This window comes from Pseudomonas viciae, assembly GCF_004786035.1.
Taxonomy (GTDB): Bacteria; Pseudomonadota; Gammaproteobacteria; order Pseudomonadales; family Pseudomonadaceae; genus Aquipseudomonas; species Aquipseudomonas viciae.
The window spans coordinates 5,352,309-5,366,683 of sequence record NZ_CP035088.1 but is presented as its reverse complement, the minus strand read 5'-3'; the positions used below and the strand labels follow the sequence as shown (position 1 = coordinate 5,366,683).

Annotated in this window: 13 protein-coding genes; 6 read left to right on the top strand and 7 right to left on the bottom strand. The window is 61.6% G+C overall.

All coding sequences use genetic code 11. From position 1 onward, the window contains the following. The first annotated feature begins 22 nt into the window (after positions 1-22). The gene (locus EPZ47_RS23755) at positions 23-256 is read left to right on the top strand and encodes a hypothetical protein (protein WP_135846955.1); all 234 of its coding nucleotides are present in this window, start codon (positions 23-25) and stop codon (positions 254-256) included. Positions 257-325: 69 nt separating this feature from the next. Here EPZ47_RS23755 and EPZ47_RS23750 read toward each other — a convergent pair whose 3' ends face one another. From EPZ47_RS23750 to EPZ47_RS23725, 6 genes are all read right to left on the bottom strand, one after another. After that, positions 326-946 carry a flavin reductase family protein gene (locus EPZ47_RS23750; RefSeq protein WP_135846954.1) on the bottom strand — a complete coding sequence of 207 codons (621 nt, stop codon included), beginning with the start codon at positions 944-946 and terminating at the stop codon, positions 326-328. A 198-nt stretch (positions 947-1,144) separates the two neighbouring features. Next, positions 1,145-1,555 carry a heme utilization protein gene (locus EPZ47_RS23745; RefSeq protein ID WP_135846953.1) on the bottom strand — a complete coding sequence of 137 codons (411 nt, stop codon included), beginning with the start codon at positions 1,553-1,555 and terminating at the stop codon, positions 1,145-1,147. A 300-nt stretch (positions 1,556-1,855) separates the two neighbouring features. Further along, the gene (locus EPZ47_RS23740) at positions 1,856-3,175 is read right to left on the bottom strand and encodes an MFS transporter (RefSeq protein ID WP_135846952.1); all 1,320 of its coding nucleotides are present in this window, start codon (positions 3,173-3,175) and stop codon (positions 1,856-1,858) included. Positions 3,176-3,483: 308 nt separating this feature from the next. After that, positions 3,484-4,809 carry a sigma-54-dependent transcriptional regulator gene (locus EPZ47_RS23735; RefSeq protein ID WP_135846951.1) on the bottom strand — a complete coding sequence of 442 codons (1,326 nt, stop codon included), beginning with the start codon at positions 4,807-4,809 and terminating at the stop codon, positions 3,484-3,486. Then, positions 4,802-6,568, bottom strand: a complete 1,767-nt coding sequence (locus tag EPZ47_RS23730; protein ID WP_135846950.1) for a sensor histidine kinase — start codon at positions 6,566-6,568, stop codon at positions 4,802-4,804. The genes EPZ47_RS23735 and EPZ47_RS23730 overlap by 8 nt, the downstream gene beginning before the upstream one ends. 212 nt (positions 6,569-6,780) lie before the next feature. Beyond that, positions 6,781-8,304, bottom strand: a complete 1,524-nt coding sequence (locus EPZ47_RS23725) for a fumarate hydratase (RefSeq protein WP_014339954.1) — start codon at positions 8,302-8,304, stop codon at positions 6,781-6,783. Positions 8,305-8,710: 406 nt separating this feature from the next. Here EPZ47_RS23725 and EPZ47_RS23720 point away from each other — a divergent pair, with 406 nt between their 5' ends. The 3 genes from EPZ47_RS23720 to EPZ47_RS23710 are packed head-to-tail and all read left to right on the top strand — an operon-like array spanning position 8,711 to position 11,523. Further along, a complete protein-coding gene (locus EPZ47_RS23720) occupies positions 8,711-9,817 on the top strand; it encodes a GGDEF domain-containing protein (RefSeq protein ID WP_135846949.1) in 1,107 nt (368 codons plus the stop codon). Continuing rightward, positions 9,810-10,745 carry an iron-sulfur-binding ferredoxin reductase gene (locus EPZ47_RS23715; RefSeq protein WP_135846948.1) on the top strand — a complete coding sequence of 312 codons (936 nt, stop codon included), beginning with the start codon at positions 9,810-9,812 and terminating at the stop codon, positions 10,743-10,745. The genes EPZ47_RS23720 and EPZ47_RS23715 overlap by 8 nt, the downstream gene beginning before the upstream one ends. 28 nt (positions 10,746-10,773) lie before the next feature. Beyond that, the gene (locus EPZ47_RS23710) at positions 10,774-11,523 is read left to right on the top strand and encodes an enoyl-CoA hydratase-related protein (RefSeq protein WP_135846947.1); all 750 of its coding nucleotides are present in this window, start codon (positions 10,774-10,776) and stop codon (positions 11,521-11,523) included. A 138-nt stretch (positions 11,524-11,661) separates the two neighbouring features. On the opposite strand, the gene pyk is transcribed toward EPZ47_RS23710, so the two are convergent. Then, positions 11,662-13,113, bottom strand: coding sequence for a pyruvate kinase (gene pyk, locus EPZ47_RS23705; RefSeq protein ID WP_135846946.1), 1,452 nt, complete (start codon positions 13,111-13,113; stop codon positions 11,662-11,664). A gap of 228 nt (positions 13,114-13,341) precedes the next feature. On the opposite strand from pyk, the gene EPZ47_RS23700 reads away from it, so the two are divergent. Beyond that, entirely contained in the window at positions 13,342-13,716 is a 375-nt protein-coding gene (locus EPZ47_RS23700; protein ID WP_135846945.1) for a tetratricopeptide repeat protein, read from the top strand. Positions 13,717-13,991: 275 nt separating this feature from the next. Then, positions 13,992-14,351, top strand: coding sequence for a PilZ domain-containing protein (locus tag EPZ47_RS23695; RefSeq protein WP_135846944.1), 360 nt, complete (start codon positions 13,992-13,994; stop codon positions 14,349-14,351). Positions 14,352-14,375: the final 24 nt, after the last annotated feature.

Here is a 14,375-nt window from a genome sequence, read left to right as displayed (position 1 = left end):
TTCACCGCCAGGATGCACAAACATGGCACGCAAAGCCTTTGAAACCTTTGAAGCTGTTTCCGCAGTCGTTCCCCGGGAGGGCGGTGGTTATTTCGCCGCTATTGCCACCAAAGCCATTGGCGGCTCCGGTGCGCCGCGCTTTAACAAGGTGCTTGAAGAGCACAGCTTCAAGACTGCTACCGAAGCCGACGATGCAGCTGCTGTGCAGTTGACGCATCTCAAGGGTGTTGACGACGAGGGTGGGTTGGTCTGGTAAACCAGCATCGATGGGATTGCTTTTGTGACGAGGGAGCTTGCTCCCTCGCCACGGAGGATAGCGCTGCTTCTATCGAGGGCGATGCATCTTGAACAACGCCTCAGGCCCCAACTGGAAATAATCCGCCGGCCCGCCACCGCGCAAGATCGGCTCGGCGGCAGCGGTGTCGTACACCCCATCTTTCAACAGCCACTTGGCGATATGCACGGCGACCACTTCGCCTAGGATCAGCCAGCTCGGCACCAGCCCTTTGTCTGCTCGCTGCAACTGAATGATCTGAGTGATCTTGCATTCGAAGGACACCGGGCTTTGCGCTACGCGCGGCACCTGGATCACCCGTGACGCCGCCGGCGTCAAACCCGCCAGTTCGAACTCATTGACCTCAGGTGCGACCATCGCGCAGCTCTGGTTCATCTGCTCGGCCAGCGGGCGGGTGGCCAGGTTCCAGGCGAACTCGCCGGTCTGTTCGATGTTGTTCAGGCTGTCTTTGCGCCCGACGCTGGAAAAACCAATGATCGGCGGAATGTAGTTGAAGGCGTTGAAGAAACTGTAAGGCGCCAGGTTCAGGCGGCCTTCGGCGTCCTGTGACGAAATCCAGCCGATGGGACGCGGACCGACGATGGCGTTGAACGGGTCGTGGGGCAGGCCGTGGCCTAGGGCGGGTTCGTAGTAGTGGATGTCGTCGGGCATAGCTGAAGGCGGTCCTTCGTTGGGTATATAGGGAGTTGAGGATAGTGCAGGTCCCCGCTGTTTTTGTCAGCACCGTAGCATCTTGTGGGAGCGGGCTTGATTCGTGGCGACTACGAAACCAGTGTCCGCCTTCCTTTTCCATGCCCTAAAAACAACTAAGCCCGGCCGAAGCCGGGCTGTGAGGGTGGGGTTATCGGATTAGCTGATGGCAGCAGTGTTAGTGCGATCAAAACCATCTTCAGCGACGGTAGCGCCGCCAGTGCGATCAAAACCATCTTCGGCAACGGTAGCGCCGCCAGTGCGATCAAAACCATCTTCGGCAACGGTAGCGCCGCCAGTGCGATCAAAACCATCTTCGGCAACGGTAGCGCCGCCAGTGCGGTCAAAACCATCTTCGGCAACGGTAGCGCCGTTAGTGCGATCGAAGCCATCAGCAGCGACAGCGGCGCCACCAGTACGGTCGTAACCATCAGCAGCAACAGTGGCAGAGCCAGTGCGGTTGTAACCATCAGCGGCAATAGCCGAGCTGGTGCGGTCGAAGCCATCGGCGGCGAAAGTGTTGGCAGCCAGTACCGACAGGGTCAGGGCGAGGATCAGTTTGGTTTTCATGGTCGTGCTCCAGAGTGGTTGGCGTTAAGTGCCTTGGGTGTGGAATTCATATTACGCTGGTTAATTTGATTAAAAAGCGCAAAAAAACGCTTAAACCAATCTATCAATTCGATGTGTTTGTGGTCGCCTCAGAGCGGTTTGGAAACCTCATCACAGGACGTATCGAATTGCGTTTGGTTGAGAGTGAGAATGAAGAGCAGGCATTAACCAGAGATTAATGTCAGATAAATCTTCAGACATGGAACGAAAAAAGGGGCGAACCTGTTCAGGTTCGCCCCTTTTGTTTGTACGACTCGTATGTCAGTCGGTGAGGATCCGCGAGTGCTTGCGGGTGTCTTTCATGGTGATGTACACCAGCAGCGAGACCGCGATGCACGCCGTCACGTACCAGTAGTAGCCAGTCTCCATGCCGATGCTCTTGAACCACAGCGCGATGTATTCAGCGGTGCCGCCGAAGATCGATACGGTCAGTGCGTACGGCAGGCCGACGCCCAGGGCGCGGATTTCGGTGGGGAACAACTCGGCCTTCACCACGGCGTTGATCGAGGTGTAGCCGCTGACGATGATCAGCGCGGCCATGATCAGGAAGAACGCGCCCCACCAGGTCTGGATGGTGTGCAGGGTGGTGAGGATCGGCACGGTGCACAGCGTACCCAGGATGCCGAAGGCAATCAGGATCGGCCGGCGACCGACCTTGTCCGACAGCCCGCCGATCACCGGTTGCAGGCACATGAACAGGAACAGCGTGGCGGCGGAAATGGTGGTGGAGTCGGAGATGCTCATGCCGACGGTGTTCACCAGGTATTTCTGCATGTAGGTGGTGTAGGTGTAGAACGCCAGGGTGCCACCCATGGTCAGGCCGACCACGGTCATCAGTTCCTTGGGGTGGCGCATCAAGGTGCGCATGGCGCTTTCCTTGGACTTCTCTTTCTTGGTGAACGACTCGGTTTCTTCCATGCCGCGTCGCAGGTACAGCGCCACGACCGCGCACAATGCGCCGATGGCGAACGGAATGCGCCAGCCCCAGGCATACAGCTGTTCGGTGGTGAGGAACTGTTGCAGCACGATCAGCACGCCGAGGGCGATGAGCTGGCCGGAGATCAGGGTCACGTACTGGAAGCTGGAGAAGAAGCCGCGACGTTCCTTGGTCGCCATCTCGCTCAGGTAGGTCGCCGACGTGCCGTACTCGCCACCCACCGACAGGCCTTGGAGCAGGCGGGCAAACACCAGCAGGATCGGCGCGCCGACGCCGATGGTTTCATAGCTGGGGCTCAGGGCGATGATCAGCGAGCCGAAGCACATCAGGTACACCGAAGCCATCAACGCGGCCTTGCGGCCGGCGCGGTCAGCGTACAGGCCCATGAGCCAGCCACCGATCGGGCGCATCAAAAAGCCCACGGCGAAGATCGCGGCGGTGTTGAGCAGTTGGGCGGTGGTGTCGCCTTTGGGGAAAAAGACTTTGGCAAAGTACAACGAGAAAGCGGCGTAGACGTACCAGTCATACCACTCGACCATGTTGCCGACCGAGCCACTGAAGATCGATTTGATCCGGCTGGCGGTGGTTCTTTCACGGGCGGGCACGGCAGCCGACCCAAGGGGCAGGGCGTTGGAGTTATCCATTGAAGGATCCTTCGTTTAATTGTTTTTGTGGAGCGCGTGGGAACGCAGCCTGACAGGGCTATAGCAGGAGCTGTGCCAGCTGCTGGAAGGCCGGGCTAGAGGGGTTTGCGGCGTTGAGTGAGCGGAAATCCGCTTGTTCTGGATTGGGTGTGAGCGGGAATCCGCTTATCCGTGGGGCAGATGTGCTGTCTGGGCTGGCCTCATCGCGAGCAAGCTCAGCTCCCACAGGGTATGTGTACGCAGGTCAAAATGTGGGCGCCGAGCTTGCTCGCGATGGGGCCGGGACCGGCACAGAAAATTCAGCGGCACTACAAGAACATCTCCCGACTCAACCCATGCCGCTGCATTTTTTCATTGAAGGTGCGGCGCGGCAGTTGCAGTTCTTCGAGCACCGCTTTCACATCACCTTTGTGCCGTGTCAGGGCGGCGCGCAGGCATTGGGCTTCGAAGGCTTCCTGCTGGGCGGCGAGGGACTGCCCAGGTTCTGTTTCCAGGGTGTGGGGTTGATCGAGCCCCAATACCTGGCGCTCGGCCACGTTGGCCAGTTCTCGCACGTTGCCCGGCCAGTCGTGGCTGAGCAGGTGGCTCAATTGCGGGCCGCTCAGGGGCGCGGCGCGGCGGCCCAGGCGTTCGGCGGCGCTGTGGGTGAAGTGTTCGAACAGCAGCGGAATGTCCTCGCGGCGTTCACGCAGCGGCGGCAGGCGCAACTCGGCGACGTTCAGGCGATAGGCCAGGTCTTCACGAAACCGTCCGGCCCGAGCTTCGTCCAGCAGATCGGGCTTGGTGGCGGCGATGATGCGCAGGTCCACCGGGATACTCTGGTTCGAGCCCAGGCGTTCGAGTTTCTGCTCCTGCAACACCCGTAGCAGCTTGACCTGTTGCGCCAGGGGCATGCTCTCGATTTCATCGAGGAACAGCGTGCCGCCGTCGGCGTATTCGAGTTTGCCGATGCGCTTGCCCTGGGCGCCAGTGAAGGCGCCGCTTTCGTGGCCGAACAGTTCCGCCTCGAACAACTGCTCGGGAATCGCCGCGCAGTTCAACGCGACGAAGGGTTTGCTCGCCCTCGGGCCGAAGTCGTGCAGGCAGCGAGCGACCAATTCCTTGCCGCTGCCGGTTTCGCCGCGGATCAACACGTTGACCGGCAGTGTCGCCAGGTCCAGCACCTGGCGCCGCAGGTTTTGCAGGGCCCGGGAAACCCCTAACAGCGTTGTGTCGAGCTTGGCCTTGGCGTCGGCTTGTTCATGCAAGCGACGGTTCTCCAATACCAGGGTGCGCTTGTCCAGGGCCCGGCGCAGGCTGCCGAGCAGGGCTTCGGGGCTGAAGGGTTTTTCCAGGAAATCGTAGGCGCCGTCGCGCATGGCTTCCACGGCCATCGGTACATCGCCGTGACCGGTCAACAGAATCACTGGCAGGTCGGGGTCGCGCCGTTGCACTTCGGCCAGCAGGTCCAGGCCGCTGAGGCCGGGCATGCGCACGTCACTCAGGATCACCCCAGGAAAATGTTCCGGCAAGTGCGCCAGGCATTCCTCGGCGCGGCTGAACAACTGCACCTGGAACCCCGACAGGCTCAACCATTGCTCGACGGCGCTGCGGATGCTGCCTTCGTCGTCGACCACTATCACTGAGTCAAGCATGCAACTGCGCCTCCTGATCGATGGGCAAGGTCACGCAGAACACCGCGCCGTGCTCATGGTTGTCCGCCGACAGCCGTCCACCGGATTCATGAATGATCGCAAACGAAACCGCCAGGCCCAAGCCCAGGCCATCGCCCACCGCCTTGGTGGTGAAGAACGGATCGAAGACCTGGGCCAGGTGTTCCTCGGCGATGCCGCTGCCGCTGTCACTGACCGTCAGGCGCCACAATTGATCATCGGCTTCCAGGCGCACTTCCAGGCGCTTGAGGGGCTGGCCGGCCATGGCGTCGAGAGCATTGCGCAGCAGGTTGATCAACACCTGTTCGAGACGGATCGCATCGCCACGTACCCACGCCGGGCGCGTCAGGTGCAGCACAGTGCTGACCTGTTCGTCGCGCAGGCGGGTGTCCAGCAGTTGTAGCGCCTGGTCCACCACCGCCGCCAGGTCCAGGCGTTCGCGCAGGCCGCTGGGGCTTTTACGGGCGAAGGTTTTCAGGTGACCGGTGAGGGCGGCCATGCGCGTCAGCATGTCGTCCAGTGGTTTGAGGGCTTTGTAGGCATCGTCGACCCGGCCGTGATCAAGCAGCAAGCGCAAGGTTGCCAGTTGCATGCGCTGGGCGGTCAGCGGCTGGTTGATCTCATGGGCCAGGGCCGCCGACATCTGCCCCAGCGCCGCAAGCTTGGCCGATTGCACCAAGCCGTCCTGGGCGGTGCGCAAGTCCCGGGTGCGCTCTTCTACTAATCGTTCAAGTTCTTCGCGGCTGCGCTGACGCAGTTTCGCCAGGCGCCAACGCTGGTTGAGAAACAGCAGCAGGAACACCAGGGTCAGCCACAATCCGGCGGCGGCGAGCCCGGCATTGCGACGGTCTTCGAAGGCGATTTGCGGGCGGCGCAGCAAGTGCAGCGTCCAGCCTTCGGCACTCAGCGGCAGGGATTCCCACAGGTAATCGGCCGGGCCATCGGGGGCTTCGACCCGGGCCAGGTGACTGTTGTCGTCAAAGCGTCGCAGCGGTTCATAGGCCAGGGGTTGCAACGGTTGCTTGTCGTATTGGCGAGTGGTCTTGAGTTCGGCGCGGTCGCTGTCGGTCAGGGGCTGCAAGTGGCGATAACGCCAGCCTGGGCGATTGGCGATGAAGACGATGCCTCGGGCATCGCTGACCAGCAGGGTGTCGCTGCCCTGGCGCCACTCACGCTCAAGCTCCGGAAACTCCAGCTTCACCACCATTGCGCCGAGGAACTCGCCGTTATCGCCGGTCACCGCGCTGGAGAGGAAATAGCCCGGGATGCCGCTGGTCACGCCCACCGCATAAAACCTTCCTGTGCCCTGGGTGCGGGTCTGGAGGAAATAGGGGCGAAAGCCATAGTTGTGCCCGACATAACTGCTGGGCAGACGCCAGTTGCTGGCCGCCACGGCCAGGCCGGTGTGGTCGAGCAGTTCCAGTGTGGAAGATTGCGCGGCGCCGTTGATCTGTTCCAGTTTGCGGTTCAAGGCGTCCTGCTGCACCGCGTTGACGGGCCCCTTGAGGGCCGCGCGCAACTCCGGGTCCAACGCCAGCACGGCGGGCAGGGCGCGGTAGCGTTCGATCAGGGTGTGCAATGAATTGGCGTACAGCGCCAACTGCTGGTTCGCCCGGCTGGCGTCTTCCTCCAGGGCCTCGCGTTCGGCGTGACGCACGGCCAGGGTGGCGGCAACCGCTGCGCCGGCAAGGATCAGCAAGGTGTACAACGACAGGCGCAAGGTACGGGTAGTCGGCAGCATACTGGCATAAACAGGTAGACAGTCGGGCGGGCACGATAGCATGGCGCTCGCGAAGACGGCTGCCCATCCAACATGGATGCAAGCTGACCCACCGCTATCGCGAGCAAGCCCGCTCCCACAGGGATCTGTGGTGGACATCAAATGTTGTGAGCACAAAAAAAGGCCGGTGAGCTTGTCGCCCACCGGCCTTTTTCACAGCAGCAAAGTGCGTGTTACTGCACTTCCACCGCCAGGCTGTCACTGATCTTCTTCTGCCAGATGGCTGGACCTGTGATGTGCACCGACTCGCCTTTGCTATCGACCGCTACGGTCACCGGCATGTCCTTGACCTCGAACTCGTAGATCGCTTCCATCCCCAGTTCGGCGAAGGCCAATACCTTGGATTTCTTGATCGCCTGGGCCACCAGGTAAGCGGCACCGCCGACGGCCATCAGGTAGACAGCCTTGTTGTCCTTGATCGCTTCGATGGCGGTCGGGCCGCGCTCGGATTTGCCGATCATGCCCAACAGGCCGGTCTGCTCGAGGATCTGGCGGGTGAACTTGTCCATCCGCGTGGCCGTGGTCGGGCCGGCCGGGCCGACGACTTCGTCACCCACCGGATCAACCGGGCCAACGTAATAGATGAAGCGACCCTTGAGGTCCACCGGCAAGGTTTCACCCTTGTTCAGCATCTCGACCATGCGCTTGTGCGCCGCGTCGCGACCGGTGAGCATCTTGCCGTTGAGCAGCACGGTTTCGCCCGGTTTCCAGCTTTGCACGTCTTCCGGGGTCAGGGTGTCGAGGTTCACGCGACGAGCCGATGGGCCGGCTTCCCAGACGATTTCCGGGTAGGCGTCCAAGGGTGGCGCTTCCAGCGACGCCGGGCCGGTGCCGTCGAGCACGAAGTGGGCGTGGCGGGTGGCGGCGCAGTTGGGGATCATGCACACCGGCAGGGAGGCGGCGTGGGTCGGGTAGTCCATGATCTTCACGTCGAGCACGGTGGTCAGGCCACCCAGGCCCTGGGCGCCGATGCCCAGTTGGTTGACCTTCTCGAACAGCTCCAGGCGCATCTCTTCGATACGGTTCTGCGGGCCGCGTGCCTTGAGCTCGTGGATGTCGATGGACTCCATCAACACTTCCTTGGCCATCACCGCGGCTTTCTCGGCGGTGCCGCCGATGCCGATGCCCAGCATGCCCGGTGGGCACCAGCCGGCACCCATGGTCGGAACGGTTTTCAGCACCCAGTCAACGATGGAGTCGGACGGGTTGAGCATGGCCATTTTCGACTTGTTCTCGGAACCACCGCCCTTGGCTGCCACGTCCACTTCCACGGTGTTGCCCGGGACGATGGAGTAGTGGATGACCGCCGGGGTGTTGTCCTTGGTGTTCTTGCGCGCGCCTGCCGGGTCGGCGAGGATCGACGCACGCAGGACGTTTTCCGGCAGGTTGTAGGCGCGGCGTACGCCCTCGTTGATCATGTCGTCCAGGCTCATGGTTGCGCCATCCCAACGTACGTCCATGCCCACGCGCACGAACACGGTCACGATGCCGGTGTCCTGGCAGATCGGCCGGTGGCCGGTGGCGCACATGCGCGAGTTGATCAGGATCTGCGCCATGGAGTCACGGGCCGCCGGCGATTCTTCGCGCAGGTAGGCCTCGTGCATCGCCTGGATGAAATCCACGGGGTGGTAGTAGGAAATGAACTGCAGGGCGTCGGCAACGCTCTGAATCAGGTCGTCTTGCTTGATCACGGTCATGAGTCGCGCTCCTCTCTAAAGACGGGAACATTCAATAAGGTGCCGGCCGTTTGGGTGCATCGGTCGACGGGCGGCACCTCTTAAGGCACGCCGGGCATGCTGGCGCGACACTAAAAAGGCGCGGCAGTATATCGCAGGCGGGCACCCTGTGGGAGCGAGCTTGCTCGCGATAGCGACGGATTGATGAGGTCGGATGTGGAAACCTGTGGTGAGGGAGCAAGCTCCCTCACCACAGGTAAACGCTCGCCAGGGACATCAGACAACTGCGTCAATTTTGGCCATTGCTTTGACGCCATTTTTCTGCTCCAGAATTGAATGGTCATTTGCCCTGCACGCCACTAAAGTGGCGTCTGGCCTGTAGCGTAGGACGCCTCCTGTCAGTTCCTTTCCCATGGTGAGTCAACGATTGACCCATAACGCCATCCAACGTCTTTTGCTGAAACGCTTCGCCTTGGCAGCTGCCACTTACGCGCTGGCATTGGTGTTGCTGTGGCTGGCATTTTTCAGTGGTCATTACCTCGATTCGTTGCGCGATGTCATCATCGGCAGTGTGTTGGTGGTGCTGTGCCAGGCAGGGCTGTTCGCGCTGTTTATCACCGACCGCAACCTGCGCTTCGCCGATCCCAGCCTCACTGAAATACAGGTGTTGATCGGCCTGGGCTGGCAGACCTGGATGATGGCGCACCTGGATCAGGCGCGGGGCGTGTTCCTGGTGTTTTATGTGCTGATCCTGCTGTTCGGCCTGTTCCATCTGTCGCGCCGGGCTTTCGTGCGCTGCGCGATGCTGGTGTTTGTCGGTTTCACTGGCATTACCCTCTGGGACGGCTATTTCTTCCAGCTTCCCGACCCCACATTGGCCGGCTTGCAGGTGTGCGTGCTGTTTCTCGTGCTGGTGTGGCTGGTGTTTTACGCCCGCTATGTCCAGACCTCACGCCAACGCATGCGCCAGCGACGGTTTGCCCTGCAAGCGCACCAGGACACCCTGCGCGGCATGATGCGCCAGCTCGAAGACCTGGTGGCCACCGACGAACTGACGGGCCTGTTCAACCGCCGGCACTTTCTGCGCCTGGCGTCCCGCGAGCTCAACACCCTCAGGCCTGGCGTCGCCCATGGCCTGGCCTTGATCGACCTCGACCATTTCAAGCGCATCAACGACCTGCACGGCCACGCCGCTGGCGATCAGGTGCTCCAGGCCTTCGCTGGCGTTGCCACGGCCTGTCTGCGCGAAGGCGATGTGCTGGCCCGTTACGGTGGTGAAGAGTTCGTCATGTTGTTGCCCGCCTGTGATCCCTCGCGCCTGACCGCCTGTTGCGAGCGGCTGCGGCTGGCATTTACTGAAGTCGAACTGATTGGCCTGCAGGTCGGCCCCCTCAGCCTGTCGGCGGGTCTGACCCTGCTGGAAGTGGGCGATGACCTGGACAACGCCTTGCAGCGTGCCGACCAGGCTTTGTACCGAGCCAAGCGAGACGGCCGCAATCGATGCGCCGCGGCCTGGGAGAATGTCGATGCCTGAACTGACAGTCGCCGGCAAGCAGTGGACGGTGGCGGCAGGCAGTAACTTGCTGGACGCGTTGAATCAGTCCGGCGTGCCGGTGCCCTACAGTTGTCGCGCCGGCAGTTGCCACGCGTGCCTGGTGCAATGCGTGGACGGCGATGTGCGCGACAGTCGGCCCGACGCACTGAGCCCTGCGCAGCGCGATCAAGGCTGGCGGCTGGCCTGCCAGTGCCAGGTGGTCGAGGATGTGCAGATTCATACGTTCGACCCGCAACGCGACGGCCAGGCAGCCCAAGTGGCGGCGGTGGATTGGCTGGGCCCTGATGTGCTGCGCTTGCGCGTCACCCCAGAGCGGGCGCTACGTTACCAGGCTGGCCAGCATCTGGTGCTATGGGCCGGTGACGTGGCCCGGCCCTATTCCCTGGCGAGCCTGCCCGAGGAAGACCGCTTCCTGGAGTTCCACCTCGATTGCCGTGAGCCCGGCCGATTCATCGATGCGGCGCGAAAAATGAAAGGCGGCGACCCGATTCGCCTCGGTGAGTTGCGCGGCGGCGCCCTGCATTATGACCCCGACTGGCACGCCAAACCCCTGTGGCTGCTGGCCGCCGGCACCGGCCTGGCGCCACTGTTCGGCATCCTGCGCGAAGCCCTGCGCCAGCATCACCAAGGCTCGATTCGCCTTATTCACGTGGCCCATGATGCTGCCGGGCATTACCTGGCCAAACCCCTGGCGGCGCTGGCGGCCAAGCATGAAAACCTCTGCGTCGAGCTGCTGACCGCGGCCGAGGCGCCGCCTGCGTTGGCGCAACTGCGGCTTGTTTCCCGGCAAACCCAAGCCTTACTCTGCGGCCATCCCGACCGGGTCGAAGCCTTTGCCAAGCGCTTGTACCTGGCCGGCCTGCCGCGCAATCAACTGCTGGCCGACGTCTTCCTGCCCCGTGGTTGAGCGCTGATCTTCAGACGCGAGACCGACCATGACCGAAACCCTGCTGCTGGAACGCGAACGCGGTCTGCTGACCTTGCGCTTGAACCGCCCGCACAAGAAAAACGCTCTGACCCGGGCGATGTACAGTCAATTGGCGCAGGCCCTGGCGATGGCGGATGCCGATCCGCAGATCCGTGCGGTGCTGCTCACAGGTTCCAGTGACTGCTTCACCGCTGGCAACGACATCATCGACTTCCTCGAACAGCCACCCGCCGACCTCGATAACCCGGTGTTCCAGTTCATGCTCAGCTTGCTCGATTGCCGCAAACCGGTGATCGCCGCGGTGGCCGGGTCGGCGGTGGGGATCGGCACGACCTTGCTGTTGCATTGCGACCTGGTCTACGTCAGCCGGGATGCGCGGCTGCGCATGCCGTTCGTTAACCTGGGGCTGTGCCCGGAATTCGGTTCCAGCCTGATCCTGCCGCGCCTGCTCGGCCAGGCCAGGGCGGCGCAATTGTTGCTGCTGGGCGAGGGCTTCAGCGGCGAACAGGCGGTCGCCTGGGGCATCGCCACCGAGGCGTTGGGCAGTGGTGAAGCGGCATTGGCCAAGGCTCGGGAGGCGGCGCTGCGCTTCGAATCGCTGCCGCCTGACGCGGTGCGCGTCAGCAAGCAACTGATGAAAGCACCGGATCGGGAACAACTGCGCAGGGTGATCGAAGAGGAGGGCAAACTGTTCACCCAACGCCTGCGCTCGCCCGAGGCGTTAGAGGCGTTGTCGGGGTTTATCAACAGGCATTAACTTTGTAGTGCCTGGGCTGGCCCTATCGCGAGCTTGCTCGCGATAGCTGCCGACGAGGTGATACCTGTGCATCAGGTAGAAACCAAAAAGCCCCACCATTCACATGGCAGGGCTTTTGTTTTTCGAGCAGCAGGTCACTCAGACCATCGGGTCGCCAACGTGCAGGATTTTCATCCCGTTGGTGCCGCCGATGGTGTGGTAGCTGTCGCCTTTGGTCAGGATGACCCAGTCGCCGGTTTTCACCACGCCGCGCTTGACCAGTTCATCCACCGCCGCCTGGCTGACTTCGCCCGGTTGCAGGGCGGCCGGGTCGAATGGCACGGTGTAGACGCCACGGAACATGGCGGCGCGGGCCTGGGTTTCGCGGTGCGGGGAGAACGCGTAGATCGGCACCGAGGAACGGATGCGCGACATGATCAGCGGCGTGTAGCCACTTTCGGTCAGGGCGATGATCGCCTTCACGCCCGGGAAGTGGTTGGCGGTGTACATCGTCGCCAGGGCGATGCTCTCGTCGCAGCGCTCGAAGGTCTTGCCGATACGGTGGCTGGAGGTCTTGCTGGTCGGATGCTTTTCAGCGCCGGTGCAGATGCGCGCCATGGCTTGCACCGCTTCGAGCGGGTAGAGGCCGGCGGCGCTTTCGGCCGAGAGCATCACGGCGTCGGTGTAGTCGAGCACGGCGTTGGCTACGTCGGACACTTCGGCGCGGGTCGGCATCGGGTTCTGGATCATCGACTCCATCATTTGGGTCGCGACGATCACCGCTTTGTTGTGGCGGCGTGCATGCAGAATGATTTTCTTCTGGATGCCCACCAGCTCGGCGTCGCCGATTTCCACACCCAGGTCGCCACGGGCCACCATCACGGCGTCGGACGCCTTGATCAGGCCGTCGAGGGTTTCATCGTCGGCCACCGCTTCGGCGCGTTCGATTTTCGCCACCAGCCAGGCAGTACCGCCGGCTTCGTCGCGCAGTTGACGGGCGTATTCCATATCAGCAGCGTCACGCGGGAAGGACACGGCCAGGTAGTCGACTTCCATTTCCGCGGCCAGCTTGATGTCGGCCTTGTCTTTCTCGGTCAGGGCCGGCGCCGTCAGGCCACCGCCGCGACGGTTGATGCCTTTGTGGTCCGACAGCGGGCCACCGATGGTCACGGTGCAGTTCAGTTCAGTGGCGGTGGCGGTATCGACGCGCATTACCACGCGGCCGTCGTCGAGCAGCAGCTCGTCGCCCACGCCGCAATCCTTGACCAGGTCCGGGTAGTCGATGCCGACCACTTGCTGGTTGCCTTCGGTCAGCGGATGGCTGGTGGAGAAGGTGAAGGTGTCACCAATCTTCAGCTCGATGCGCTTGTTGGCGAATTTGGCGATACGGATCTTCGGGCCTTGCAGGTCACCCAGCAGGGCAACGAAACGGCCATGCTTGGCGGCGAGGTCGCGCACCAGCTTGGCACGGGCCTTGTGCTCTTCGGGGGTGCCGTGGGAGAAATTCAGACGGGCAACGTCCAGGCCAGCCAGAATCAGCTGTTCAAGAACTTCCGGCGAATTACTGGCCGGGCCAAGGGTAGCGACGATTTTGGTGCGACGGACGGACATGCAAGACTCCTCAAGTTCAAGCGCCAGCGAAGGCTACTATGCTCTTTGGGTGTAGTCATTGTTCATATGCACTACTTTTTCGTTTGTTTTTCGAAATGAACATTCCTGAAAATTTTTGCGTCTTTAACCGCTAAAGCCGAACATCGCTCTTGTGGCGAGGCAAGCGTTTTCGGGCTGAAGATTTTCTTGCCCAGGTCGATACAGAGCTCAAGACAGGAGAACCTCCCCATGCGATTCGTGCTTTTCGTTGCCCTGGCCCTGAGCGTCACGGGCTGCACCCGTTGGTCGATGAACCATCACATGAACCTGGCCTACAAGGCCTATGACCGCGGTAATTGCGAGCAAGTGATGCTCGAATTGTCCCAGGTCGACCGCGCCAGCCGTGCCCGCCGCTATATGCAGCCGGAAGTCTCGATGCTGCGCGGCCAGTGCCTGGAACGGCAGAAGCTGTTCATCGATGCGGCGCAGACCTACCAGTTCATCCTCACCCAATACCCTAACAGCGAATACGCTTACCGTGCCCGCGCGCGGCTCGAAACCTTGCAGAGCCTGGGTCATTACCCGACCCGCAGCGCCTCGGCGATCCGCCCCTCCGCGTCCTGAGACCGTTCGTCCAACCCTTTGCCATCGGCAGGTGATTGCGTTGGGGTAGATGAAAGGTGCGTACCTGGGCTGGCTGTCGCCAAACCTTGAGCTATATTTGTACAAGTCGTATTAGAGCTGAGTCTCTAATGTTAAGAAGCACCTGTGACCGGCAGAGGTATGGCCTGGACGCTGTCAAGTGTCTGGCACCGGGATCGGGGAGAGCGGACTGGTATAAGGTTCGTTCCGAAGTATTCGTTTCCCCTGTCCGGGGTCGTTTAAAAGCGATACAAGACATGTACAAAAAAAGGCGAATCGAACGGCACCAGTTGCCGTGCTTCCTGCGCGTGTTCAACGGCGTCAATGACAGGCCCATCGGTTTTCTGGGCAATGTCTCTGAAAATGGCCTGATGCTGATCAGTCATCTGCCCTTGATGGTTGGCGCCGACTTTGAACTGCACTTGAAAATCCCTTCCGACGAGGGACCGCAACAAAACATCAAGTTGAAAGCCAACTGCCTGTGGTGCCATGAAGACGTGACGCCGATGCATTTCGATGCCGGCTTCAGACTGCACTGGACGCCGCCGGAGTACCTGCAACTGATCAGTGCGTTGCAGCAATATTTCAGTTTTTATCCGTTGCCGGAATCGGCTTAAACCGCGGGTGTACTCAATCCAACT

Bases quoted from the DNA above. Each gene is read 5' to 3' on its own strand.
- EPZ47_RS23755 (WP_135846955.1), top strand. From the start codon at position 23: ATGGCACGCAAAGCCTTTGAAACCTTTGAAGCTGTTTCCGCAGTCGTT.
- EPZ47_RS23750 (WP_135846954.1), bottom strand. From the start codon at position 946: ATGCCCGACGACATCCACTACTACGAACCCGCCCTAGGCCACGGCCTG.
- EPZ47_RS23745 (WP_135846953.1), bottom strand. From the start codon at position 1,555: ATGAAAACCAAACTGATCCTCGCCCTGACCCTGTCGGTACTGGCTGCC.
- EPZ47_RS23740 (WP_135846952.1), bottom strand. From the start codon at position 3,175: ATGGATAACTCCAACGCCCTGCCCCTTGGGTCGGCTGCCGTGCCCGCC.
- EPZ47_RS23735 (WP_135846951.1), bottom strand. From the start codon at position 4,809: ATGCTTGACTCAGTGATAGTGGTCGACGACGAAGGCAGCATCCGCAGC.
- EPZ47_RS23730 (WP_135846950.1), bottom strand. From the start codon at position 6,568: ATGCTGCCGACTACCCGTACCTTGCGCCTGTCGTTGTACACCTTGCTG.
- EPZ47_RS23725 (WP_014339954.1), bottom strand. From the start codon at position 8,304: ATGACCGTGATCAAGCAAGACGACCTGATTCAGAGCGTTGCCGACGCC.
- EPZ47_RS23715 (WP_135846948.1), top strand. From the start codon at position 9,810: ATGCCTGAACTGACAGTCGCCGGCAAGCAGTGGACGGTGGCGGCAGGC.
- EPZ47_RS23710 (WP_135846947.1), top strand. From the start codon at position 10,774: ATGACCGAAACCCTGCTGCTGGAACGCGAACGCGGTCTGCTGACCTTG.
- pyk (WP_135846946.1), bottom strand. From the start codon at position 13,113: ATGTCCGTCCGTCGCACCAAAATCGTCGCTACCCTTGGCCCGGCCAGT.
- EPZ47_RS23700 (WP_135846945.1), top strand. From the start codon at position 13,342: ATGCGATTCGTGCTTTTCGTTGCCCTGGCCCTGAGCGTCACGGGCTGC.
- EPZ47_RS23695 (WP_135846944.1), top strand. From the start codon at position 13,992: ATGTACAAAAAAAGGCGAATCGAACGGCACCAGTTGCCGTGCTTCCTG.